This is a genomic window from Microvirga sp. Mcv34, from assembly GCF_024519725.1.
Classification (GTDB): Bacteria; Pseudomonadota; Alphaproteobacteria; order Rhizobiales; family Beijerinckiaceae; genus Microvirga.
On sequence record NZ_JALJRK010000005.1, the window covers coordinates 68,410 to 92,280 of the forward strand.

24 protein-coding genes are annotated in these 23,871 nt (G+C 63.1%); 14 read left to right on the forward strand and 10 right to left on the reverse strand.

Annotated features, from left to right (window positions below):
• Nucleotides 1-301: 301 nt before the first annotated feature.
• Entirely contained in the window at nt 302-1,315 is a 1,014-nt protein-coding gene (locus OC446_RS04655) for a LacI family DNA-binding transcriptional regulator (RefSeq protein WP_262027878.1), read from the forward strand.
• A gap of 3 nt (nt 1,316-1,318) precedes the next feature.
• Here the strand turns inward: OC446_RS04655 and OC446_RS04660 are convergent, their stop codons facing one another.
• Genes OC446_RS04660 through OC446_RS04670 form a run of 3 tightly spaced genes read right to left on the reverse strand, consistent with a single transcriptional unit; the run spans nt 1,319 to nt 5,435 of the window.
• Nucleotides 1,319-3,571, reverse strand: a complete 2,253-nt coding sequence (locus tag OC446_RS04660; RefSeq protein WP_262027879.1) for a xanthine dehydrogenase family protein molybdopterin-binding subunit — start codon at nt 3,569-3,571, stop codon at nt 1,319-1,321.
• Nucleotides 3,571-4,059 carry a (2Fe-2S)-binding protein gene (locus tag OC446_RS04665; protein WP_262027880.1) on the reverse strand — a complete coding sequence of 163 codons (489 nt, stop codon included), beginning with the start codon at nt 4,057-4,059 and terminating at the stop codon, nt 3,571-3,573. The genes OC446_RS04660 and OC446_RS04665 overlap by 1 nt, the downstream gene beginning before the upstream one ends.
• A complete protein-coding gene (locus OC446_RS04670; RefSeq protein WP_262027881.1) occupies nt 4,050-5,435 on the reverse strand; it encodes a cytochrome c in 1,386 nt (461 codons plus the stop codon). Before OC446_RS04670 ends, OC446_RS04665 begins: the two co-directional genes overlap by 10 nt.
• Before the next feature lie 530 nt (nt 5,436-5,965).
• On the opposite strand from OC446_RS04670, the gene OC446_RS04675 reads away from it, so the two are divergent.
• Nucleotides 5,966-6,133 (forward strand): hypothetical protein, encoded by a 168-nt coding sequence (locus OC446_RS04675; protein WP_262027882.1) that lies wholly within the window; start codon nt 5,966-5,968, stop codon nt 6,131-6,133.
• A gap of 73 nt (nt 6,134-6,206) precedes the next feature.
• Here OC446_RS04675 and OC446_RS04680 read toward each other — a convergent pair whose 3' ends face one another.
• Nucleotides 6,207-6,458: a phage tail protein gene (locus OC446_RS04680; RefSeq protein WP_410055003.1), complete on the reverse strand. Its 252-nt coding sequence runs from the start codon at nt 6,456-6,458 to the stop codon at nt 6,207-6,209.
• Nucleotides 6,459-6,662: 204 nt separating this feature from the next.
• Between OC446_RS04680 and OC446_RS04685 the strand changes: the two genes are divergently transcribed.
• Complete coding sequence (locus OC446_RS04685; protein ID WP_262027884.1) at nt 6,663-6,797, forward strand: hypothetical protein; 135 nt, start codon at nt 6,663-6,665, stop codon at nt 6,795-6,797.
• A 467-nt stretch (nt 6,798-7,264) separates the two neighbouring features.
• Here OC446_RS04685 and OC446_RS04690 read toward each other — a convergent pair whose 3' ends face one another.
• Nucleotides 7,265-7,669, reverse strand: a complete 405-nt coding sequence (locus OC446_RS04690) for an HWE histidine kinase domain-containing protein (protein ID WP_262027885.1) — start codon at nt 7,667-7,669, stop codon at nt 7,265-7,267.
• A complete protein-coding gene (locus OC446_RS04695) occupies nt 7,666-8,004 on the reverse strand; it encodes a hypothetical protein (protein ID WP_262027886.1) in 339 nt (112 codons plus the stop codon). The genes OC446_RS04690 and OC446_RS04695 overlap by 4 nt, the downstream gene beginning before the upstream one ends.
• A 542-nt stretch (nt 8,005-8,546) precedes the next feature.
• On the opposite strand from OC446_RS04695, the gene OC446_RS04700 reads away from it, so the two are divergent.
• The 10 genes from OC446_RS04700 (at nt 8,547) to OC446_RS04745 (ending at nt 17,387) form a co-directional block, all read left to right on the forward strand.
• On the forward strand, nt 8,547-8,918 hold the full coding sequence (locus tag OC446_RS04700; protein ID WP_262027887.1) for a hypothetical protein: 372 nt from the start codon (nt 8,547-8,549) through the stop codon (nt 8,916-8,918).
• 549 nt (nt 8,919-9,467) lie between these two features.
• Complete coding sequence (locus OC446_RS04705) at nt 9,468-10,073, forward strand: hypothetical protein (RefSeq protein WP_262027888.1); 606 nt, start codon at nt 9,468-9,470, stop codon at nt 10,071-10,073.
• Nucleotides 10,027-10,365, forward strand: coding sequence for a molybdopterin dinucleotide binding domain-containing protein (locus OC446_RS04710; RefSeq protein ID WP_262027889.1), 339 nt, complete (start codon nt 10,027-10,029; stop codon nt 10,363-10,365). Before OC446_RS04705 ends, OC446_RS04710 begins: the two co-directional genes overlap by 47 nt.
• 120 nt (nt 10,366-10,485) lie before the next feature.
• Nucleotides 10,486-11,829, forward strand: a complete 1,344-nt coding sequence (locus tag OC446_RS04715) for an MFS transporter (RefSeq protein ID WP_262027890.1) — start codon at nt 10,486-10,488, stop codon at nt 11,827-11,829.
• Between the two features lie 15 nt (nt 11,830-11,844).
• On the forward strand, nt 11,845-13,086 hold the full coding sequence (cyoA, locus tag OC446_RS04720) for a ubiquinol oxidase subunit II (RefSeq protein WP_410055011.1): 1,242 nt from the start codon (nt 11,845-11,847) through the stop codon (nt 13,084-13,086).
• A 17-nt stretch (nt 13,087-13,103) separates the two neighbouring features.
• Nucleotides 13,104-15,107 carry a cytochrome o ubiquinol oxidase subunit I gene (gene cyoB / locus OC446_RS04725; protein WP_262027892.1) on the forward strand — a complete coding sequence of 668 codons (2,004 nt, stop codon included), beginning with the start codon at nt 13,104-13,106 and terminating at the stop codon, nt 15,105-15,107.
• A gap of 4 nt (nt 15,108-15,111) precedes the next feature.
• Entirely contained in the window at nt 15,112-15,738 is a 627-nt protein-coding gene (gene cyoC, locus OC446_RS04730) for a cytochrome o ubiquinol oxidase subunit III (RefSeq protein ID WP_410055004.1), read from the forward strand.
• Nucleotides 15,735-16,145, forward strand: a complete 411-nt coding sequence (cyoD, locus tag OC446_RS04735) for a cytochrome o ubiquinol oxidase subunit IV (RefSeq protein WP_262027893.1) — start codon at nt 15,735-15,737, stop codon at nt 16,143-16,145. Before cyoC ends, cyoD begins: the two co-directional genes overlap by 4 nt.
• 35 nt (nt 16,146-16,180) lie before the next feature.
• A complete protein-coding gene (locus OC446_RS04740) occupies nt 16,181-16,900 on the forward strand; it encodes an SURF1 family protein (RefSeq protein WP_262027894.1) in 720 nt (239 codons plus the stop codon).
• 160 nt (nt 16,901-17,060) lie between these two features.
• Nucleotides 17,061-17,387, forward strand: a complete 327-nt coding sequence (locus OC446_RS04745) for a hypothetical protein (RefSeq protein WP_262027895.1) — start codon at nt 17,061-17,063, stop codon at nt 17,385-17,387.
• A gap of 69 nt (nt 17,388-17,456) precedes the next feature.
• On the opposite strand, the gene OC446_RS04750 is transcribed toward OC446_RS04745, so the two are convergent.
• Complete coding sequence (locus tag OC446_RS04750; RefSeq protein ID WP_262027896.1) at nt 17,457-19,997, reverse strand: arylsulfatase; 2,541 nt, start codon at nt 19,995-19,997, stop codon at nt 17,457-17,459.
• Nucleotides 19,998-20,359: 362 nt separating this feature from the next.
• On the opposite strand from OC446_RS04750, the gene OC446_RS04755 reads away from it, so the two are divergent.
• Nucleotides 20,360-20,626, forward strand: a complete 267-nt coding sequence (locus OC446_RS04755; protein ID WP_262027897.1) for a hypothetical protein — start codon at nt 20,360-20,362, stop codon at nt 20,624-20,626.
• A 20-nt stretch (nt 20,627-20,646) separates the two neighbouring features.
• On the opposite strand, the gene OC446_RS04760 is transcribed toward OC446_RS04755, so the two are convergent.
• The 3 genes from OC446_RS04760 to OC446_RS04770 all read right to left on the reverse strand — a co-directional run bounded on the left by OC446_RS04760 (nt 20,647) and on the right by OC446_RS04770 (nt 23,733).
• Complete coding sequence (locus OC446_RS04760; protein WP_262027898.1) at nt 20,647-21,204, reverse strand: hypothetical protein; 558 nt, start codon at nt 21,202-21,204, stop codon at nt 20,647-20,649.
• Between the two features lie 117 nt (nt 21,205-21,321).
• On the reverse strand, nt 21,322-22,344 hold the full coding sequence (locus tag OC446_RS04765) for a hypothetical protein (RefSeq protein WP_262027899.1): 1,023 nt from the start codon (nt 22,342-22,344) through the stop codon (nt 21,322-21,324).
• Nucleotides 22,345-22,359: 15 nt separating this feature from the next.
• Nucleotides 22,360-23,733 carry an MBOAT family O-acyltransferase gene (locus OC446_RS04770; protein WP_262027900.1) on the reverse strand — a complete coding sequence of 458 codons (1,374 nt, stop codon included), beginning with the start codon at nt 23,731-23,733 and terminating at the stop codon, nt 22,360-22,362.
• Nucleotides 23,734-23,871 lie beyond the last annotated feature (138 nt).

The window sequence follows — 23,871 nt, forward strand, 5'->3', positions numbered from 1 at the left end:
GCCACGGGGGCATCAGATCGCGTTGAAGCCCTTCCCTGTGAGTCGGCTTCGTCCTCCGGCGGAGGAGTTCGCTGGCCCCTGGATCGGGCTGGACTCTACTCAAGTCGCGTATCAGTCCGTGGCTGCTTGCCGGCAGCCCGTTCGCCTCGGCGCAAGCACCCGATCATCGGCCCTGGCGTCGATCTTGCGACTGGACTTTGGCAAACGTTTGCCTAAAACGTCTATCAGCCTTTGGTATAAGGAGCCCGGCGAGAGCCTCCGGGCTCTCGACAGAACGGGCGAATGTGGTGAACAAGATGGCATGACCAAGCAGAAGCCCATCGCGCAGGAACCTGTTTCACTTGCCACGGTCGCCGCCCAGGCCGGCGTCTCGGTCGCTACCGTATCACGTATTGTGAACGGCGAAACCCGGCGCGCATCCGCCGAGACCGTCGAGCGGGTTCAGAAGATCGTGGCGGCCCTCGGCTATCGGCCGAACCATGTGGGCCGGACCCTGCGCCGGCGGGAAAGCCGCGTCGTCGCCATGCTCTCGCCCAACCTCGACAACCCGGCCATGGCGGCCATCGCGGCCTCGGTCGAGACGGCCCTGCGCTCCGCGGGCTACGTGATGATCCTGTGCGACACGCACGATCGCGCCGACCTCCAGGACGAATATCTGCACGTGATGCGCTCGCAGCTCGTTCAAGGCTATATCGTCGTCAATCCCGTGCGCAGCGAAGCGCTGTCGGCCGCGTTTGAGCGCGGCGATCCCATCGTGTTCGTCGGACGTCGCAACCCGGACGGCGGCGGGGGGGCCTTCGTGGGCATCGACAATCGCGGCGCCGGACGGGATGCCGCCGACCATGTCTGGTCCCGAGGGATCAGGAACATCGCCATCATCCACCCGACGCAGGGATCCTCGGCAACACGCGATCGTGTCGGCGGATTCATCGCACGCCTGAAGGAGCTGGGCCTGCCCGAGGGGGACATCCGCCAGGCCGAGGCGCCGGGCCTGTCGCACCTGGAGGTCGGCTACGCGGCGGCTCGGAGGCTCGTCCACGGACATCCATGGCCGCAGGGGCTGTTCTGTCCGAGCGACCTCATGGCCTATGGCGCCTACCGCCTCGCGTTGGAAACCGGCATCCGCATCCCGGAGGATTGCAGGATCGTCGGCGTCGACGACAACAAGCTCAACGCCTGGATCACGCCGTGGCTCACCTCGGTGCACATTCCCTATGCGGATTTCGGCGCCAAGGTGGTGGATCAGCTGCAAGCCCTATGGGCCGGCGAGCACCCTTCGGAGCTGCTTCTGCCGCATACGCTGATCGTCCGCTGACGCTCATACGCCGATCGCGGCCTTCACCTTCTCGGCTCGGAACGGAATGTCGTAGAGCCGCTTTCCGGTCGCGTTGCGAATGGCGTTGGCGATGGCCGCCGGAGTGGGTCCCTGCGCCGCCTCTCCTGTCCCGAGGAAGGGCTGCCCGGGCCGGTCCATGATGCGCACGTCGATCTTATCCGGCACCGCACCGAAGCGCATGATCGGGTAGCTCGCCCAATCGATGCTGGTGATGCCGGTTTCCTCGAACGTGACGGCTTCATACAGCGTCCAGCTCGCGGATTGAATGATGCCGCCCTCGGTCTGGTTGCGGATTCCATCGGGATTGACGACTTCGCCGCTGTCGATCGCCGCCGTCACTCGGGTGATGCGGGTGCGTCCCGACTCCCGCTCCACAGTCAGTTCCAAGGCCATGGCGAGATAGGCCGCCAGGTTCTTGTAGCGGGCGAAGGCGAAGCCCCGACCGCGACCTTCCGGCAGCGGGTCCCGCGACCACCCGAAGCCCTCCGCGGCGGATTCGATCACGGCCCTCGCGCGCGGATCTTCCAGGTGGCGCAGGCGGAACTCGACCGGATCGGCATCCGCCATCAGGGCGAGTTCATCCATCGCGCTCTCGATCGCGAACACGTTCGCGTAGGCACCCAGCGCCCTCAAGGCGGAAACACGCAGAGGCATCTCGGGCAGGAAGTGCCAGATCACGCGCATGTTCGGGATCGCGTAGAGCGGCACCGCGTTGCGGTCGCCGTTCCCGGAGGGCGTGATGCTGAGTTTGGCAGGCGGCGCCTCGAACGGCGTCGGAAGCGAGCGCGCCGCGATGAGCGAACCGGCCGGCCCGGGACGCGTGGTGTGGGTGTTGCTCCACAGATCGTAATTCCACTCGACGATCTTGCCGGTCTGATCGAGCGACGCGCGAACCTCGGTCAGCATGGCCGGGCCATAGGGCTCCCATGCATGCTCCTGCTCGCGCATCCATTGCAGCCGGACCGGACGCCCCGGCACCGCCTGGGCGATCAGCGCCGCATCCGCAGCCGCGTCGTCGGCGCCATTATGGCCGTAGCAGCCCGAGCCCTCCACGTGGATGACGCGCACCTGTTCCGGCGGGATGCCCAGCATCTCCGAAATGGCCGCCCGGTCCGGATAGGCTCCCTGGGTGTGGCTCCACACCGTGGTGGTGCCGTTCTCGAGATGCGCTACCGCGCAGGAAGGCCCGATGGAGCCGTGGATCTGATAAGGCCGGGTGAAGGTCGCCTGGAAGGTCCGCGACCCGGGAGCGCCCCCTCCCTTTTTCTCGGCCACCACGCCCTGCTCGGAAGGCATCGTCTTCAGGGACTGGATCAAGCTGTCGGGGCTCGGCAGCCTTGCGCCCTCCGACCAGCGCGCGGAGGATGCCAGAACGCGCATAGCGCGGATCGCCTGGAATTCCCGCTCGGCCACGACGGCCAGGAAGCTGCCGTTGCGCACGATTGTGACGATACCGGGCATTCTCTCGACGGTTGCCGTGTCCACGTCCATGAGCGTTGCACCCGGGCGAGGCGGGCGCACGACACGCGCATGGACCATGCCCGGCAGGCGCATGTCCTGGACGTAGATCGGCGTTCCCGTCACCTTGGCCGGAATGTCGACCCGGGGCATGGGCTTGCCCATGATGCGGAAGCGATCCCTCGGCTTGAGACGCGATTGCGGCGCCGCCTCCACATGGAGGATCTCGGCCGAGACGAGGGAGCCGTAATCCAACGCCTGTCCGTCAGCCCTGATCACCCGGCCGTTTTCCGCGCGCAGCTGATCGGCCGGGACCTGCCACCGGGCCGCCGCCTGAGCGAGCAGGATCTCGCGCACCTGGGCGGCCGCGTGGCGGATGGCCGTGCCACTGTTCTGGATCGACTGGCTTCCGGCCGTGTAGCCCTCGTCCGGGGTCCGGTCCGTGTCGGCCGTGATCAGGCGGATTGATGCCGGATCGACTTCCAGCTCCTCCGCGGCAATCTGGATGAGGGCCGTCTTGACGCCCTGCCCCAGCTCAGCCTTGCCTGTGAAGACGGAAATCTCGCCGCCGGCGTCGATCCGGATCCACGCATCGAGGAAGGGATCGCCCGACAGGCTTCCAGGCAGTTTCGGCTTGGGCTGGGCCGGAGGAGCCGTGCCCTGCACCTCGCCTTCCTGGGAAAAGGCCTGGGACAGCATGGCAAAGCTGACGACGAGGGAGCCGCCTGCGGCGAGCACGCCGCGACGCGTGGGATTCTTCACATCAGAGCGGGTCATCAGATGGCACCTCCGCCTCGGGAATTCTGGCGCATCGCCTCGCCGGCCCGCATCACGGCCTTGATGATCCGCATATGCGTGCCGCAGCGACAGAGATTGGGCTCGAGCGCGGCGCGGATCGCCGCCTCGTCGGCGGAGGGGTTCGCCTGCAGAAGCGCCTGCGCGCGCATCATCATGCCGGGGATGCAATAGCCGCACTGGGCGGCCTGCTCATCGATGAACGCCTGCTGGATCGGCCCGGGCCGCTCCCGCGTACCGAGGCCTTCAATGGTGGTCACCCTTCGGCCTTCGAGCAGCAGGACGGGCGTGACGCAGGAGAGCACCGCCTCGCCGTCGACCATGACCGTGCAGGCGCCGCATTGCCCGATGCCGCAGCCGTATTTCGCCCCGTTGAGCTCCAGGTGATCGCGCAGCACGTAGAGAAGCGGAGTCTCGGGATCGGCATCGACCTGCTGGGTCTTGCCATTGACGGTGAGGGTCACGGCCATGGTGCGGTCCTCATGCTGGTTTCCGGGGGAGCCTGCGTCGTGCCGTCCATCCGATAGATGGGCACCTCGCGCTGGCCGTTCATCGTCGCGACGACACGCTCGCGCGTGTCGGTCCAGGCCGGCTTGTCGCTGAAGCGTTTACGCATGTAATCGAGCAGGGCCACAAGCTGATCCGCATTCAGGACGCCGCGATAGGCCGGCATGATGGCGCTGGGCTCGCCCCTGGCCGCAGGAAGGCCGAAGAGTGTGACGTTGATGATGTTTTGCGCATTGGCGGCATTCACGGCGGAGCTGAGATGGAGATTGAGCCCGCCGAAGGGCACGGGCCGCCGCCCGTCGTGACACCCCTGGCACGCACTGACGAAGATCGCCTCGCCGACCCCGTTCCCATTGGCGGCCGTGCGCACGGCGAGAGGCGTTTCGCTCTCCTTCCGCGCGGCCGCCAGAGCCGCTTCGCCCCGGGAGATCCGTTCCTGGTTCGGAGTGCCCATGACATCGGCCACATAGGCTGCGATCGCCTTCACGTCCTCTTCGGGAACCGACCCGAGATTGGCCGTCACCGGCGCCATCGAGCCGCGGGATGCGCCATGCTGCTCATGCCAGCCGTGACGCAGATAGATTGCGAGGCTGTCCGCATTCCACGGCACAGGCGCGGGCGAATTCGCGTTGATGGGATAGACGGTCCAGTTCTCGACCTCCGCCCCGGCCAGATACTCGCCCTTCTTTTCGGCGCCCAGCCGGTTGCGCGGCGTGTGGCAGGCACCGCAATGGCTCAGCCCCTCGGTCAGGTAATATCCCCTGTTCAACTCCGCGGACCGGTTCGGATCCGGCTGGAACGGTCCCTCGCGGAAATACAGGGCCTTCCAGCCGGCCAGAAGCATCCGGATGTTGAACGGAAAGGACAACTCGTTCGCCGGGATCCTGGCCGAGACGGCCTTGCGCGTCATCAGGAAGGCGTAGATGGCGCGGTTATCCTCATTCGACACGAGGGTATAATGATCATAGGGGAACGCCGGATAAAGGTGTCGGCCCTCCCGGTCCACGCCCTCGCGCATGGCGCGAATGAAGGCTGCCTCGGACCAGTGGCCGATGCCGTTCTCCGGATCCGGCGTGATGTTGGTGGAATAGATCGTCCCGAACGGTGTCGGGATTCCCAGCCCGCCGGCGAAGGGCTGGCCGCCTGGAGCCGTGTGGCAGACGTTGCAGTTCCCGATGGCGGCCAGATCGGCGCCCCGCGCCACGAGCGCGCGATCGATGTTCGCCTGAACCGGCGGTTCGACCGGGTCGATGGCGGAGCGCCATGCATAGGCGACGAAGGCTGCTGCGGCGACCACGACGATGGTCGCGAGACCTGCGATGATCCGCAGGGCTCTCATGGACACATCCTCCTCACCGGGAGGCAGAGCAGGGTCCATGAGCCGTAGGGTTGATGTCGATCCTGCCTCATCCGATTCTTCTCATTCCATTCACCGACAGTCACAGCCAGGGTTGAAACTGGGGCGGAATCGACGCTGAGCAAGAACGACCTCGACCCGACCGGATCACTAGAACGTGTAGGGGCACGAAGCCCTCCCTATGCCGTCGGGTGGGGCTCAAGCCGCTGCTGGAGCAGCCTTCGTCGCTGCGGATCTAGGTCACCGACGAAAAAACCGCTTTGGCAAGGCTACGAGCTGTTGCCTCGCAAGGGACAACAGTTCTAGACATGGGCTGAGACCGAGACGAGTTTACCGGAACGCGAGAGGCGCGGCCCTCCGGATCTCGGTGGCCGGTCACTGCCATTGGCCGCTTGGCCCTATCGCACCGTCCGAGAATCATTGGAAAGGTCGCTCTCATCCGACGCTCCTCTGCGCCCCTAAAGTCCTGGGATACTTTATCGCTCGCCTGCACGGGGGCTATTCTGGGCATCATGATCGCCACATTGCATTTCGGCTGGCACCTGATCCGGGACGAGATCCCGCATCACACGCTCCCGCATACCCTGCCCGAACTGATCATCGGCGGGCTTGTGGGAGCAGGGGCGCTAGCGACAGTTTCGAGTGTGCGGAACAGGCTTCGGCGGAGCGCCGACCGCTGAACAAGGTGATCGATGAAACAGGGTCTCGCATGCGAGTCGCGCCGATCGGGTAACCGGCTTTTGCCCACGGTCTTCAGAGATAGGCGAGATAGATGGCCGCGGTGATGAACCCGGCTAGGCCCAGCAACGACAGTACGGGCATGATGGCATTGAATGTTGTCTTGTAGCGCGCCAGCTCCGCATTTGCCGCTACAACCTTACGGCGCTGCTCCTCCGGATCGTAACGCTCTCGCTGCACGGTAGCTCCAGTGCTCAGAAATGATCTCTTTAAACTTGACCGCCTTTCATAAGTGAACCGGCCGATTGTAAGTTCCGGAAGCCACATTCAGGAAAATGAATCGAACTATCACGTGACAAAATTCCTAGGGATTAAGCCGTTTGGGGAGGGATACCATTGAAGCTGGCCACGGCTGTTCTGGAAAATATCTCGCCCAGCGCGATAATACTTCAAATCTATTCTCGATCAGGATCCTCTGTTCAGGGCAACCGTCTATCCAGCACCTCCTGAAACCCTGGAGGTTTGACGGCGATGAACGATGACGATCCTTTCCTGGAAGCCTCGAAAACCACGCCGGCGACCGACACCCTGGCTCGTATCCTGAGATGGGTCGGGTTGCTCGCCGGCATCGGCCTGTGCGCTTGGGCTATCTCGACCGTTCTCTGATCCTAACCCGGGCTGTCGAGCCGCTGCACTCGTCTCATACCGCCTCCTAAAGCTCTGGAACCCTTCTCCCTCACAAGTCTCAGGGCCTGCACGAGACCTGTCTTGCTTCAGTGCCACTCGGGCAACCCGACTGGCGGTGGGGAGGCGCCAGACTTTGAGAGGGCGCGAGCCGCGCATTCATCAGGCAAGTCAACGCTGTCGGAGCATAGGTGAAACCGACATCGCCGGAGAGCTCGCGGGCGAGGCTCCGCTCGATCAGGCGCGTCCCGAACCCCATACGCGATGGCGGCACGACGGGGGCCCCGGTCTTCGTGCCACGACAAGGAGAGACATACCGGGTCGGTCGGCGTGACCGTCCAGGTAATCGACACGCTGCCCGCAGGCCCCGAGAACGCGCCGTGTTTCTCCGCATTGGTGCTCAGCTCGTGCAGCACCAGGCTTAAGGCCAGGGCCACCCTCGGGTACAGTCACAGCGGAGGGCCATCGATGGAGAGGCGCTCGCCGTCGCCGTGGGACCGGCAATAGGGCGCGGCGGCCGCAGTCGCGACTTCCGTCAGCTCGGCCCCTTCCCAGTTCTCGCGCGTGAGCAGATTGTGCGCCTTCGACAGTGCCGGCAAGCGGGCTTCGAACGCTGCTTCCGTGTCGGCGTCCACGCCCTTGCGGAAGGACTGGCGGGCAAGCGACTGCACCGTCGCAAGTGTGTTCTTTACCCGATGGTTGAGTTCATGAATCATCAGCTTCAGGCGTTCGTCGGTATGCTTGCGCTCCGTGATGTCGATCACCACGCCAGGAAAGCGGGAGGGGCGGCTATCCTCATCGTAATAGACATGACCCTTGGCCGACACCCAGCAGACCGACCCGCTGGGCTTCACACTCGGTAGTCCGAGGCATGGAGCGTCCGATCGCGGATCGTCTCCTCGACCTCCCGTCGCCGCTGGATGGCGAGCCGCTCATCGGAGGTTTCCGTGCAGGCGCAGAACATGCCCGCGACCTGGCCGGCGGCGTCGCGCATATGAGTGGATATGCCCCGGCAGGCGCGATCGAGAATGGGACCGATCTGGTCCATGGCATCGTACCACACGACCGCGATGGGCTGGCCGAGTGCGGCCGGATGGCGCTGGCCGAGGATATGAATGTAGCTGTCGTTGTAAAGAAGGATGCGCTCCGCGCCCCAGATCAGGAACATGGGCTGACTGGAGGCGAGCATCAGCTCCAGCACGGTCTGGAGAGGCTATGGCCAGTCTGCGGGCGGGCCGAGCGGTGATAAACTCCAATCAACCGCTCTGATACGAGCTTCCATTTGGTTGCCAGTGGAAGCCTCACGCGAATCCGGGGGCAGATCAACGTGCATCACACCAGCCCGTCGTCAGGGATCGACGGATCTCGCCGCCTGCTTTGATCAACCTTCGCCGCCAGGCAAAGTGCGGCGGGCGCGAGTGAGAAGCTGCGAACACGTCTGGCTGGCATGAGGGATGATCCAGAGGGCGGGTTACGACAGTTCGTAGCAAACCAGAGCAGTACTGGATTGTTTCAGCTTGACCACAACATGACGAGCCGGAGCTGTAGAAATTTTCGATCCACCTCGTCAAACCGGGCAAATGCCGGCCTTTCAACGAGTTGCAGGCCGAGTTACCAGGTGCCATAGCGCTGGGCGGAACCTGGACGAAACTGTCTTAGGACACCGCCGAGAGCATCAACCGGAACCTTGGCCGTGAGATCGCGTTACCATGTGTCAGCCCGGGAGCTCACATGCAGGATTTCGACCTTAGCAAAATGGTCATGACGTGCCTCGTTGCACTCGGCCCTGGCGGCGGAACTCTGATAAAGGCAGCGCCCGCTCAAGCGGCAGACCTGCCCTCCTATATCACGGGCGAAGCAGCCTTTTTGGAGCACCCGCCCGTCCAGAGGCGGATCGTGGTCGAGGAACGTTTCAGTGCCCCGCCTATCGATCGCCATGTGATCGAACGCCGGGTTGTCGTGCATCGCATTGATGAAGGATATGAGGGACCTGCTCTGGTGCCGCAACGATATTTACCGATCATTCCTCTGGAGGAGAGCGATGGCTATGAAGGGCCTGCGCTCGTCCCGCCGCGGTATCTACCGATCATCCCCTTTCCGTAAGTCGAGCCGGCGCGCCGGGACCGAGCGAAGGCCCGCAGCGGCGAAGACGAGTTCATCTGTCGCCCTGGAACGGCAGTACATATACCTCCGAGAGTTACGTGTAGGTCGACCATGAAAGCTCCGGTGGAGGCGGGAGCTATCTTACTGCAACCTCGGCTCAACAATGCTCTCAGCCAATGACATCCTGATCCTATGACGACATGGTCTTTCAGGATCACATCGAGTAGCACCGATGAATGTCGTTGACGCATGACGAGGTTTGCCGCTTCACTCAGCTCACGGATCGTAGCCAGTCGGCAAACTGACTGATCATGACCCTGTGGCGATGCTCGGGCCGGTGGATCAGGTAGTAGCGCAGGAGCCTGCCCGATCCGGGGGCATTCCAACGTACAGGGCGACCGCACCGTCGGCATCTATCAGAAGCCCAAGGAGCCTTTCCTTGCCAAGCTTGACAAAGCCTTCGGCTTCCGCAGCCCGCGCTAGGATGGGCACGATACAGCCGAATGCTGCGAAGCGATCCTGCGGGGCGAGGTCGATGCCTTCCTGGCCATGGGCGGCAACTTCTCCCGCGCCATTCCCGACACCGACCGGGTCGGCGCGAAGGTGCCGGAGATCGGCATGACCGTGCATGTCGCCACCAAGCTCAATCGCTCTCACCTGATCCACGGGAAGCGCACCTATATTCTTCCGGCGCTCGGGCGCACGGAGCTCGATATTCAGAATGGGAACAAGCAGACGGTCACCGTGGAAGACAGCTTCTCCATGGTCCATGGGTCGACCGGGATGCTGACGCCCGCGAGCGAGCATTGCCGCTCCGAGCCCTGGACCATCGCGGGTCTTGCCAAGGCAACCGTCGCCGGTCGGGCGAGGATCGACTGGGACCTGCTCGTATCCGACTATTCCCTGATCCGAGACAAGATCGAGGCCGTGCTGCCTGAGCAGTTCGAGGGCTACAACGACCGGATGAGGCAGCCCGGCGGCTTCCGTCCTCCCAAACGGGGCGAGCGTACGCAAATGGGACACGCCGACCGGCAAGGCCAACTTCCTCTTCAAGCCTGGCCTGAGAGATCAGGACGACGACGCGCCGGAGGCACCGCACCTCTAGCTCATGACCCTGCGCAGCCACGATCAGTTCAATACGGCCGTCTATTCTAACAATGATCGCTATCGCGGCGTTTCGGGCGAGCGGCTGGTGGTTTTCATGAATGAGCAGGATATCGCCGCCCTGGGCCTGTCGGAAGGGTCGGTGATCGAATTCACCAGCACAGCCGGAGATGGGATCGAACGGCGCGTCGGCGGCTTCAAGGTCGTCGCCTACGACGTGCCGCCGGGCTGCTGCGCGGCCTATTACCCGGCATCACCTTGCCGCTCAAAGGGCCCCTCCACGGCAAATACTCGCTGCCATCGGGTTGTTGAACAGGACAACGGCCCTAAAACAACGAGCTAAGTTAAACCTGAATTGCGGCAAGCAAGGCCTCAGATCGAGTAGCCGGAGCACAGGCCGACGCGGGACTGAACCGGATAGACCGACTGAGCTGAACTATTCTCGCTGGAGGCGTTCGCCCGGATGACGATGGATCAGGTTCAAGGATCGCAGCCCTCCTCCACGGCTCTCGAGCGTGATGCCCGCCTAGTGTCCACGGACCACAGGGTCGCCCCGAGCGAGATCGCCATTGGCGTCGTGATCGGCCGGGCGGCGGAATATTTCGACTTCTTCGTGTTCGCCATCGCGTCCGTGGTGGTATTCCCAAAGGTGTTCTTTCCCTTCGCCGAACCCGTGACGGCGACGCTCTATTCCTTCGCCGTTTTTTCGCTCGCTTTCGTCGCCCGGCCCGTCGGTACTATCATCTTCATGGGGATCGACCGCCGGCACGGACGCGGCGTCAAGCTGACCATCGCGCTCTTCCTGCTCGGCTTCTCCACCATGGCGGTCTCGTTCCTGCCCCGCTATGAGCAGATTGGCGCCTGGTCCCTGTATCTCCTCGCCATCCTGCGCATTGGACAGGGACTCGCCCAGGGCGGCGCCTGGGACGGGTTGGCATCGCTCCTCGCCCTCAACGCGCCCGTTGAACGCCGGGGCTTCTACACCGCCGTCGCACAACTCGGCGCCCCGATCGGCTTCATGGTCGCCAGCGTTCTGTTCGCGTTCTTCATGCTCAATCTGTCCGACACCGATTTCCTGGATTGGGGTTGGCGCTATCCCTTCTTCTGCGCATTCACGATCAACGTCGTGGCCGTGTTCGCCCGGTTGCGTCTCGTGGCGACGGAAGAGTTTTCGCGGTTGCTCGAACAGCGACGGCTCGAACCTTCGCCCATCATCCCGCTGATCCGGACACAGGGGCGCGTTCTCATCATCGGCGCGCTGGTTCCGCTGGCGAGCTTTGCCCTGTTCCATCTCGTCACCGTGTTCCCCATCAGCTGGATTACCCTGTTCACCCAACGGTCGGCCGGCGAGTTCCTGATGATCCAATGTTCCGGCGCCTTCATCTGCGCCGGCGCCGTCGTCGCGTCCGGCCTGATCGCCGACCAGATCGGCCGCCGCAGGCTCCTCCTCCTGTCCGCCGGACTCATCGCGGTCTTTGCCATCTGCAGCATCATTGCTCCCCTGATCATCGAGGAGAACGCGATCGGCCAGACGATCTACGTCAATGCGGGCTTCACGCTGCTCGGCCTGTCCTACGGCCAATCGTCCGGCGCGGTGACGTCGCAGCTCGAGCGGCGCTACCGCTATACGGGCGCGGCCCTCACCAACGATCTCGCCTGGCTGCTCGGCGCTGGATTCGCGCCGCTGATCGTCCTGTACCTGTCGGCCCGCTACGGGCTCGCCTGCGTCGGGTTGTATCTGCTGTCGGGGGCAGTCACGACCATCATCGTGCTCAGCCTGTCCCGCTCCGAAATCCGGCAGGTTTGAACCATGCAGACGCCGATGCATCCAGCTCATCCTATCGCATGTCCCCGCTGGAGCTATGCCCTGAAGAGCAGATCCCTCCGCATCCTGGCGTTGCTCGCGACCGCAGGCCTGCTCGCCGGCTGCAACATGACCGTGATGTTTCCGTCCGGCGACGTCGCGGTCCAGCAGCGCAACCTCGTCGTCGCGTCCGTTGCTCTCATGCTGCTCGTGGTCCTGCCGGTGATCGCGCTCACCTTCATCTTCGCGTGGCGCTACCGGGCATCGAACACGGACGCGCCCTATGACCCGGAATTTCACCACTCGACCCAGCTCGAAGTGGTGATCTGGACCGTGCCGCTGCTGATCATCATTGCTCTTGGCGCGATGACCTGGATCGGCACGCACACGCTCGATCCGTATCGACCGCTCACGCGGATCGGACCCAACAAGCCCGTGCCCCCCGACGTGAAGCCCCTGACGGTCGAGGTTGTCGCGCTCGATTGGAAATGGCTGTTCATCTACCCCGATTACGGCATTGCCAGCGTGAACGAGATGGCGGCACCCGTGGACGTGCCGATCTCTTTCAAGATCACATCCTCCTCCGTTTGGAACACATTCTTCGTTCCTGCCATGGCGGGCATGATCTACGCCATGCCCGCCATGGAGACGAAGCTTCATGCCGTCATGAACGAAGAGGGCAACTTCACCGGCCAGTCGGCACATTACAGCGGGTCGGGATTCTCCCGCATGAATTTCGGCTTCCGGAGTCTCAGCCAGCAAGGTTTCGACGAATGGATCGCAAAGGCGAGATCGGCCGGAGCGTCCCTTGACCGCGACGTGTTTCTCAAGCTCGAGAAGCCAAGCGAAGAGGAGCCGGTCCGCTATTTCGCCTCCGTGGAGAACGGTCTTTACGAGGCTATTCTCGGCCTGTGCGTCGCGCCGGGCCAGATGTGCGTCAGCGAAATGCACCATATCGACAGGATGGGTGGCACGGCCGAGGGGAGCGAGGAAAACCGCAAGCGCCTCGACTATGACAACCGCCGGCTGGAACGCGGCGACGAGCCATCCGGGGCGACCTTCCCGGCCTCCGGCCGTCCGCCCCAGGGTTCCGTTCAACCGCAGGGCATGATGCCACGGGATCAGAACATGAGCCGCGGCGGCGTCAATGCTCCCGAGACCCAGCCGGACCAGGGACAGGGCAACGCCCTTCCGGGCGCCGACCGGGGACCTGCGCCGGCGCAATTGAACAGCCAGCCTACCGACGGTCACAAGCACTGATTGGAACGAGCATCCTCATGTTCTCGAACGTCGATCTCCAGCAACTCATTTTCGGACGCCTGTCGCTCGAAGCCATTCCCTATCACGAGCCGATCCTGCTCGTGACTTTCGCGGTCGTGGCGTTAGGAGGGATAGCGCTCCTCGGCGCCATCACCTGGTACGGCAAGTGGGGCTATCTCTGGCACGATTGGTTCACGAGCGTCGATCACAAGAAGATCGGCATCATGTACGTGGTGCTCGCCATCGTTATGCTGCTGCGCGGTTTCGCCGACGCCGTCATGATGATCACCCAGAAGGCGCTTTCAGTCGGCGCATCCGAGGGCTACCTGCCCCCGCATCATTACGATCAGGTCTTCAGCGCCCATGGTATGATCATGATCTTCTTCATGGCCATGCCGTTCGTGACCGGCATCATGAACTACATCATGCCGCTGCAGATCGGCGCGCGCGACGTCGCCTTCCCGTTCCTGAACAACTTCAGCTTCTGGATGACCGCCGGCGGCGCCGTCCTCACGATGATGTCCCTTTTCGTGGGTGAGTTTTCTCGCGCCACATGGTTAGGCTTCGCACCTCTGTCGGGGGCGGCGTACAGTCCGGGCGTCGGGGTCGATTACTATATCTGGGGCCTCCAGATCGCGGGGGTCGGCACAACGTTGTCGGGCATCAACCTGATTGCCACTATCGTCAAGATGCGCGCCCCGGGCATGACCATGATGAAACTGCCCGTCTTCTGCTGGACGACGCTCGCCAGTAACGCCATCATCGTCACGATCTTCCCGGTTTTGACCGCGACCTTGGCGCTTCTCGCCCTCGACCGTTACGTGGGAACGCATTTCTTCACGAACGATTTCGGCGGCAACTCGATGATGTACATGAACCTCATCTGGATCTGGGGCCATCCGGAGGTTTACGTTCTCATCCTGCCCGCTTTCGGCATCTTCTCCGAGGTCACCTCGACGTTCTGCAGCAAGCGGCTGTTCGGCTACACGTCGATGGTCTACGCCACGATGGTGATCGCCCTCGTGTCGTGGCTCGTCTGGCTGCACCATTTCTTCACCATGGGCGCGGGGCCCACCGTCAACGCCTTCTTCGGCATCGCCAGCATGATCATCTCGATCCCGACGGGCGCGAAGGTGTTCAACTGGCTTTTCACCATGTATCGCGGCAAGATCCGGTTCGAAACGCCGTTCATCTGGGTGGTGGGCTTCATCCCCACCTTCGTGATCGGCGGCCTGACAGGTGTGCTGCTCGCGGTGCCGCCCGCCGACTTCGTGGTGCACAACAGCCTGTTCCTGGTAGCCCATTTCCACAATGTCATCATCGGCGGCGTGGTGTTCGGGCTGCTCGCTGGCGTCCAGTACTGGTTCCCCAAGGCGTTCGGCTACAAGCTCGACCCGTTCTGGGGCAAGGCCTCGTTCTGGTGCTGGCTGGTCGGCTTCTGGACCGTGTTCGGGCCGCTCTACGTCCTCGGCCTGATGGGCGTGACGCGCCGGACGCAGCATTTCGACGACCCGAGCGTGCAGCCCTTCCTGACGGTCGCGGCCATCGGTGTCTTCATCATCGCGGCCGGAATCCTGGCCTTCCTGATCCAGCTTCTCGTGAGCTATCTGCGCCGCGACAGCCTGCGCGACCTTACCGGCGATCCGTGGGACGGGCGAACCCTCGAATGGGCGACGTCCTCGCCTCCCCCACCCTACAACTTCGCCTTCACACCGGTTGTCCACGATCTCGACGCGTGGTGGGACATGAAGCGGCGCGGGTTCGATCATCCCATGGAAGGCTTCAAGCCGATCCACATGCCTAAGAACACCGGCGCGGGCGTGGTGCTGGCCGGGCTCAGCACCGTACTCGGCTTCGCCCTGGTCTGGTACATCTGGTGGCTGGCCGCCCTGTCCTTTGTCGCGCTGCTCGCGGCCGCCATCATCCACACCTTCAACTACAACCGGGACTACTACATCCCGGCCGAGGACGTCGTCCGGCTTGAAAGCCAGCGCATGGCGCAACTCGCAGGAAGGGCCTGAGCCGATGCATGAAATGACCCCGCCGCCGGGCGCCACGGCGCCGGTCTTCTATGAGCAGGAAGAGCACGCCCACGGCGATGGCGGCACGTTGTTCGGCTTCTGGATCTACCTGATGGGGGACAGCCTCATCTTCGCGGTCCTGTTCGCCTGCTACGGTGTGCTCGGCCGCAATTACGCGGCTGGTCCATCGGGCGCCGACCTGTTCGATCTGCGGCTGGTCGCCGTCAACACGAGCCTCCTGCTCCTGTCCTCGATCACATACGGCTTCGCCATGCTGGAGATGGACAAGGAGCGGGTCAGCAAAACTCTCACCTGGCTCGCCGTCACGGGCGCGCTGGGCGCAGCGTTCCTCGCAATCGAACTTTATGAATTCGCCCATCTGATCCGCGAGGGCGCCACGCCGCAGCGCAGCGCCTTCCTGTCCTCGTTCTTCACGCTGGTGGGCACGCATGGGCTGCACGTCACTTTCGGCATCGTCTGGCTCGTCACGCTGATGGTCCAGGTGCGCCTGCGCGGGCTGATCATGGAGAACAAGCGCCGGCTCATGTGCCTGTCTATGTTCTGGCACTTCCTCGACGTCGTCTGGATCGGCGTTTTCACCTTCGTCTACCTGATGGGAGTCATGCGATGAGCCAAGTCGTCGAGCCCGAGCTCGCCGGGAAGCCGCACGGCCACGGCGAATCGCATGGACACCATGATGCGCACGGCTCGCAGGGCACGTTCAGAAGCTACATGACCGGCTTCATTCTGTCGGTCATCCTCACGGCCATTCCATTTTGGCTCGTGATGGGCGATGTCCTGGACGACACCCGTACGACCGGCATAATCATCATGGCGTTGGCGGCCGTGCAGATCGTGGTTCATATGATCTATTTCCTGCATATGAATACGAAATCCGAAGGCGGTTGGACCTTTCTTGCTCTGTTGTTCACGCTCATCCTTGTCGTCATCACGTTGGTTGGCTCCATATGGGTCATGTACCACCTCGACCAGAACATGATGCAGATGCCGCCGCACGAGGCGGTGCAAAAGCCCTGACGGGAAAACGCATCGCGGCGCTGGTCGCCTTCGGCGTGGCCGCGATCCTGCTCGTTGTCGGCCTCGCTGCGCTCGCGGTCTGGCAAGTCCACCGCCGTGCCCAAAAACTGGATCTCATCGCGCGCGTGGAGGCGCGGATTCATGCGGCTCCGACATCCGCCCCGGGGCCGGAGCATTGGGCCGAAGTGTCGGCCGCGACGGACGAGTACCGCCGCGTGGTCGTGACGGGCCGGTGGATCGAGGATCGCTCCGCACTCGTTCAGGCGGTCACCGAATTGGGCGGCGGTTATTGGGTCATGACACCCCTGGCCAGGGACGACGGGACGAAGATCTTCGTCAACCGCGGCTTCATTCCCGCGACGGAGCGCGATTCGGCCGCCTGGCAGGTCCGGAACGCTGGATCCGTCACGATCATGGGCCTGTTGCGCCTGTCCGAGTCGGGCGGCGGCTTCCTGCGTGCGAACGCCCCCGCGTCCGACCGGTGGTACTCCCGCGACGTGACGGCGATTGCTGCGGCCCGCGGCCTCGGCAAGGTCGCGCCCTACTTCATTGACACCGAGCGGACTACCACCAGCCAGGGCAGCCTGCCCGTTGCAGGACTGACCGTGATCGCCTTCTCCAACAATCACCTCGTCTATGCGCTCACATGGGCGGCTTTGGCCCTGATGACCGCGGCGAGCACGATCTTCGTTACTCTGGACGTGCTGCGCCCCCGCTGGTTCGGATGGCGTCAGGCTGGCCTCAACGAGTCGTGAGACACATCGGCCCTGGATTCGCAGAGTGCGAGTGGATCGACCGCCCTGTGACGCGCTTCACAGCCCGCCTTTGCGCGATCGTTCAAAGTCCCATCATCGCCAACGGAGATCGCATCTCAGGCGGTACGGAACGCAACATTTGAACGGCAGAGGATTTGTTATGGATATCAATGTGAATGCCAGCCCGATCACCCAAGTCGCCACCACCACGGCCATCGGCGGAGCCGGCATCTTCGGCGATGGGGGCGATGCCACGGCGGTGACGAACCAGCATGCCGACAGCTCAAACGTCCAGTCGATGGACGGCTACCACTTCCCTTGGGGTGGGCCGCTCTCCGATTTCGGCCCCGACATCAACGTGAATGCCAGCCCGATCACCCAGGTGGCGGATACGACTGCCATCGGCGGTCTCGGACTTTTCGGCCACGGGGGCGATGCCCTCGCGTTCACCAACCAGGATGCGCACATCTTCAACTTTCAGGGCTGACGACGCTCCGGAGCGCCAGGGCCGCAAGCCCCTGGCGCTCCGCACCTTTCGATTGCCTCTCCCCCTTCATCACTGAGGCCCGGCCTGCACCCGGGTCAGCGGCGTGCCATCCACTGCGGTGGCCTGTGCGCTTTCGAGCTTCTTGATGTCCTCAGGCGACAACGTCGGACGATCCACCTTGATCGTCAGCTTGTTCAGCTTGGCAGTCAACGGGAACGGCGGTTTGTAATCGGCATCGTTCACACCCGTGAGGGTGTCGGATCCAATGTCGAAGGACTCGTCCCATTGCAGGATCATCGGCAGCGTCTGCGGCAACGTGATCGTCTGAACGTCTTTGCCGTCCACCTTGAGCGTTCCGGTACCAGGGCGTCCGATCCCGCTCATGCTGTCGAAGGCGAGCGTGCCGGCGCCCAAGCCGTCATACTTGAAGTCGAACTCCAGGACGTGCCTGCCGGGGGAAAGCACATCCGCCCCCTCCCACTTCACCCGCTTCAGGTCGACGAGGTTCCACAGGAACACAGGCTTTCCCTTAAGCAGATAAAAACCGTAACCGGCGAACCGTCCACCGGAGGTCAGGATCATGCCTTCCGCGCCCTCCGGCGGGACATCGATATCGGCCGTGATCGTATAGGAGGTGTTCAGCAGAACCGGCGAGTCGCCCTGCGGCAGCCCGGTCATCGGCCGCGTGTACACGAACTCGTCACGCCCCGCCGTGATGTTGGGCCGCGGCGCGACGATGCGTGCGGCCACCGAGGCATCCATCGGGAACACTTGGTACTTCCTCGCCTCGGCGATGAACTTCTGCTTCATCTCCTCCACCTTCTGCGGATTTTTTTGAGCAACGTCGGTGGTTTGATTGAAGTCCGTGTTCAGGTCGTAGAGCTGTAGCACTTGGTTGTTGAGAGGATCGGGATTGGCCAGGCCGAACGCCTCCCAGGGGGCGCGGTTGACCTTGGTGCTCAGGAACCAACCGTCGTTGTACAGAGCCCATTGCCCGAGCATCTCGAAGTACTGTGTCGTGTGCCGCGACGGCGCCTTGGCGTTCGCTGCGTCGAAGGTATAGGCGAAGCTCGTGCCTTCGATCGGCGCCTGCTTGATCCCGTCGACGATCTCCGGCGCGGCGACGCCCGTCGCCTCAAGGATCGTCGGCACAATGTCGACCACATGCACGAATTGTTCGCGCAACGCACCCTTGTCCTTGATACGCGCTGGCCAGGAGATCGCCATGTTCTGGTTGATGCCGCCAAGCTGCGAGGCGTTCTGCTTGAACCAGGAGAACGGCGTATCGAAGGCCCAGGACCAGCCGGCCGACATATGGTTGTAGGTCAGGTCCGTGCCCCAGACATCGTAGAACTTCATCTGCACGTCGACGGGCAATTCGTTCAGGCCGTTGAAGAACGCGACCTCGTTGGGCGTTCCTCTGGGCCCGCCTTCGGCGCTGGTGCCGTTATCGCCGTTGATGTAGATGATCAGCGTGTTGTCGAGCTGACCGATGTCATCGAAGGCCCGGATCACGCGCCCGATCTCGTTGTCATTGTAGGCCGCATAGGCGGCGAAGACCTCGACCTGGCGGATGTAGAGCTTCTTTTCCTCAGCCGAGAGGGTGTCCCATTCCTTCAGCACGTCCTTCGGCCATGGCGCCAGCTTGGCGTCCTGCGGGATGACCCCGAGCCGCTTCTGGTTCTCGAAGATGCGCTCACGGAGCTTGTTCCAGCCCTCGTCGAACAGATGCATTTGGCTGATATTATCCACCCATTCCTTGGTTGGATGATGCGGAGCGTGCGTGGCGCCGGGCGCGTACTTGACGAAAATCGGCTTGGACGGCTGGATCTGGTGCATCCTGTTCACGTAGTCGATGGCGTCGTCTGCCATGGCAGTGACCAGGTTCCAGCTGCCTGCCGGCTTGCCCTCGAAGGGATAGATCTGCGTCGTGTTGCGGAAGAGGTTCGGCTGCCACTGGTTGGCATCGCCGCCGACGAAACCGTAGAAGTATTCGAAGCCCATCCCGGTCGGCCACTGGTCAAACGGCCCGGCCTGGCTCGCCTGGAAAGCAGGAACGTTGTGATCCTTGCCGAACCACGAGGTGGCGTAACCATTGTCTTTCAAGATCCGCCCGACGGTCGCCTTGTCCTTGGCGATGATGCTGTTGTAGCCGGGGAAGCCCGTGGATTGCTCGGAGATGACCCCGAAACCCGCCGAGTGATGATTGCGCCCGGTGATGAGCGCGGCTCGCGTGGGCGAGCACAAGGCCGTCGAGAACATGCGGTTGTAGCGCAGGCCTTCGCTGGCGACGCGATCCAGCGCCGGCGTCGGGATGACCCCGCCGAAGGTGCTGGGCACGCCGAAGCCGGCATCGTCGGTGATGATCAGCAGCACGTTGGGCGCGCCCTTCGGCGGCACGACACGCGGCGCCCACCACGGCGTGGACTGCAAGGCCTCATCCCTGATCACGCCGCCAAACTGCGGGTCAGGAGCGGGGAGCTGCCGCCCATCAATGGAAGTTGTCGCATCCGGCGCACCGGGCGTGCCGGTCGTGCCCTGGGCTTGGGCCACGGAGATCGCCAGAATGCTGGCGGAGATGAGAGACAGGGCTGCGCAGATCGCTTTCATGGCTGGATCCTCCTCAAGACCACCAAGCCGAGCTCGGCGTCAAAGGACGGGACTGCCATGCCGACATCCAGTACGGCCCATGGGGTGGAGATCATTCTGTCCCGACTGACGACAGTATGTCCCTGCAACGGTCGCTCAGGCTATCGGGGACATTCCTGAAATCCAGGGCGGCAAACCCTCATGTTCATCCGGGTAATTCTGCACGTTACCGGGAGATCGACGCCAGGTCCGGCGCGACAAAACGCACCTCTGCGCGCTGAATCGTTATGGTATTCTGCCCGCTAGGCTCCGGCCGCATTGGACTGGCGCCACCATAATCGAACGCGGCCGGATCGAACCGGGCGAAAGAGGGGGCACCTCTCATGGAAACAACAGTTCTTGGCGTCCTGAAGAAAGCCTGCGATCTCGTCGGCAGCGGGCAATCTCTCGGAATCATCGAAGCGATCAGTTCCCTGCGGGATCAGACCAGCGGCCGAACGCGTGATCTCGCGTATTACGCCGTACTCGAAACCGCGATGGTGAGCCGGGGCGATGCTTCCCTGACGACGCTCTCCTGTAATGACCGCAGGGAATCCGCGATCGAGCTGCTCGAGGCGACTATCCGGCGCATCGTGTCGGCACTTCACTAGCGCATCGGGCGATACACTCGTCAGAGGCTGCCTTCCGCCCCGCAGGCGATCTGAGCGCCCGTCATGTGAACGGGCGTGACCGGCTTGACGTCCCGTCCGGCGACGGCACAGGTGAGGCGGGCCTCGGACCGGCATTGCGGGCCCTTCGCCGGCCCGACCCGCGGCCCGACGGCGAACTGGACCGTCACTTCCCCGGGCGCCGATTCGAGGAAACCTTCGACCGCCGACAGCCAGGTCTGGCCCACGAGATCGTCCGTGGCGCGAGCTTCGCTCAGGGCCTGCTCGACGCAGGCCACGGCGGCCTCCTTCGGCTGCAGGGGCTCGACCACGACGGGCGTCGCAATGGCGGCGGTCGTCTCCACCTCCGGAACCGGATTCGTCGCCGATGCCTGCTTGTCGGTCTCCTGCGGCTCGCCGCGGAAGCCGTTGATTGTCGCGAGCGCCAGAATCGCAAAGACCGCGGTCTGGATCGGGATGCGCTTCAGCTTGTTCAGGAGCGGAGCCCGGCTGAAGAGGATCCGGCCATACAGGTGAACGAAGACGGTGACGAGGGTGAGGAGAAGGAGAAAACGCAACATAATGAATCGTGCCCGCGCGATATCGTGCGAAATAGACGGCTTGTCCTGGGAACGCCCCCAACCTAACGCAGGATCCCCGTCATCGCATGCGACAAGTGTTGTTTCTCGCTTTTATGGTTAGCGATGCGTTAAAGAGCCCGCACGCTCCCGGATGTCGAGCAGCGCCGCTACAATGTCCTGCTCCATGGCTCGGGCGACCGAGTGGCGATAATGGATCTGATCGATGAACGCGTCGATCTTCTTCAGCTCCGGTCGGTCGTCCCACCAATCGACTAGGGCCGTATTCGGACGTGCCGATGCGAGATCGACGAGACGCTGCCGGCAGGCCTGCTCCGCGCGGTGACGGGGCGTTCCCGGGCGCGGCTGCTTTGCCGTGAAGACGGGCGGGACCGTGAGAACGACAGAGAGATCGGCCGGAAGCGACGCAAGCTTCTCACTCAGGACCCGGATCCCTGGAAACGACGGCTCACCCAGGACGTCCTGATCGCTCCGCCGCTTGAACAGGAGTTCGCGTCGGCGCGGCGCGTCGGCAAGGAGCTTCGCGTAGAGAGGATCGTAGTCCCAGTAGCCGTCCGCTGCAGAATCGGCTTTGGAACTCGGGACGAGCCCCAGGCGCCGGCCGGCCTGCTCCAGACTGCTCGTGCTGATCAGGCCGGTCAGATACTCGACTTTCGAGGTGCTGAATCGCCAGAGTGGAAAGGAGCTGTTGCCGAGTTGTGTCGGATCGGATGCGCACCATGTGTCCCGGCTGATCCCGATCACCAGCGCTTTCGCGTTGCCGTCATGATGCTTCATGAACCAGTTGATGATCGCGAGCTGTTCGGGAATCTGTGTGCCGGGCACGGCCAGTTGGACGAAGGGGATCCCGGTCTGCGCCGTCAGCCGCGACGGCATGATGAGAGCGATCGTCGAATTTCCGATCACGGCCGCCTCGTATTTCCGGTTGCGTCCCACGCTCGCCGTCGCGTTGACCTCCTTCTGCCCACGAAGGTTCGGTTCGCGGGAGAACGGCGAGCGGCCCGTATCGTAGGGGTCGATCAGGTATATCCCAACCATGAACGCCAGAAAGAGAGCAACGGACGACGAGACAGCCCACAGAGCGAACTGCTTCCAGGCTTGGTTCTGATTGTCTGCCGTCATCGGATGTATCGTCCGTCAGAACTGGAAATAGATGAATTCATAGTTCGCAGAGTCCCCGATCTGGAGCAGAACCGCCATCAGCACCACCGCGAAGCCGACTGCGATCCAGCGACGGGGCGGAACGAGCTGGACGGCCGTCCATGTGGTCGGCCCTAGGCATGCCACCGCAGCCGCAAGGGCGATGGCACGCCACTTGAAGGTCCCGCCGATTGTCGTGAGCCCGAGCATGCCTTCATAGATCCGCAAGGCGGCATCGAAACTCGGCGCACGGAACAAGACCCAAGTGAACATGACGAACAGCATCGTCAGCACCCAGCCTGCCAAGGCGGGCATGCGGAGCCCGGCCCGGCGCCAGAGGACGCCCGCCCCGAGACCGAGACCATGCGCGACGCCCCAGGCGATGAAGGTGAGCCCGGCCCCATGCCAGAGCCCGCCCAGCGCCATGGTGGCGAACAGGGCTCCGATCTGGACGCCGAGCCCGTTCCGGCTGCCCCCAAGCGGAATGTAGAGGTAGTCGCGCAGGAAGCGGGACAAGGTCATGTGCCAACGGCGCCAGAAGTCCTGGAGAGAGGTCGAGACATAGGGTTTGTCGAAATTCTGCGGCAGGACGATCCCCAGCATCAGAGCCATGCCGAGCGCCATGTCCGTATAGCCCGAGAAGTCGAAATAGATTTGGAACGTGAAGCCGAGCGTCGCCTGCCATGCGTCGAGGGTGGGGATCGTAGCCCCAGCCGCAGCCTGGGCGAAAATGGGATTCACATTTTCGGCCAGGGGGTCGCTGACGAAGACTTTTTTCGCAAGTCCGAGAATGAGCAGCATGAACCCGCGCCCGAAGCGCTCCGCCGCGTCAGGACGCTTGTAAGGGCGCTCGTCGAACTGGTGCATGATCTCGCTCCAGCGGACCAGCGGACCGGCGAGAACCTGGGGAAAGAAGGCAATGTACAGGGCATAACGCACGAGGCCGAAACGCGGCGCGCGTCCAGCCTTCAGGTCGACGAGATACATGACGTGATGGAACGTGAAGAACGAGATGCCCAGCGGCAGCGCGATGTCCCATTTCGGAACCGTAACGGTGGAAAGGAGGCTTATAAGGTCGGCGAAGAAGTTGAAATACTTGAAGATGCCGAGAACGAGGAGGTTCGCGATCAACGCTAGGGTGATCAGGATCCCCTGCCGCGCTTGCAGGAAGGCCTGCGCGACGAGCCAGTTCACCAGGATCGAGGCGGCAAGCAGCGGGGCAAAGCGCCAATCCCAGTAGCCGTAGAAGACAAAGGACAGGATGAGCAGCAACGGCAATCGCCATTGCGGCCGGAAGCGCTCGACGAGCCAATGCATCACCAATGAGGCCGGCAGGAATACGAGCAGGAACGCGAAGGAATTGAAAAGCATCGTTGACCGGCACGTCTTGTGGATGGAACGACACGGAGGCCAACGGCGTCAGAAACCCGCTCCGAATCTTCTGGTTTCCTCATAGACAATACGATGCGCCGTCAAGTTTTCGACACCCATCCGGGGTCCCGACTATCG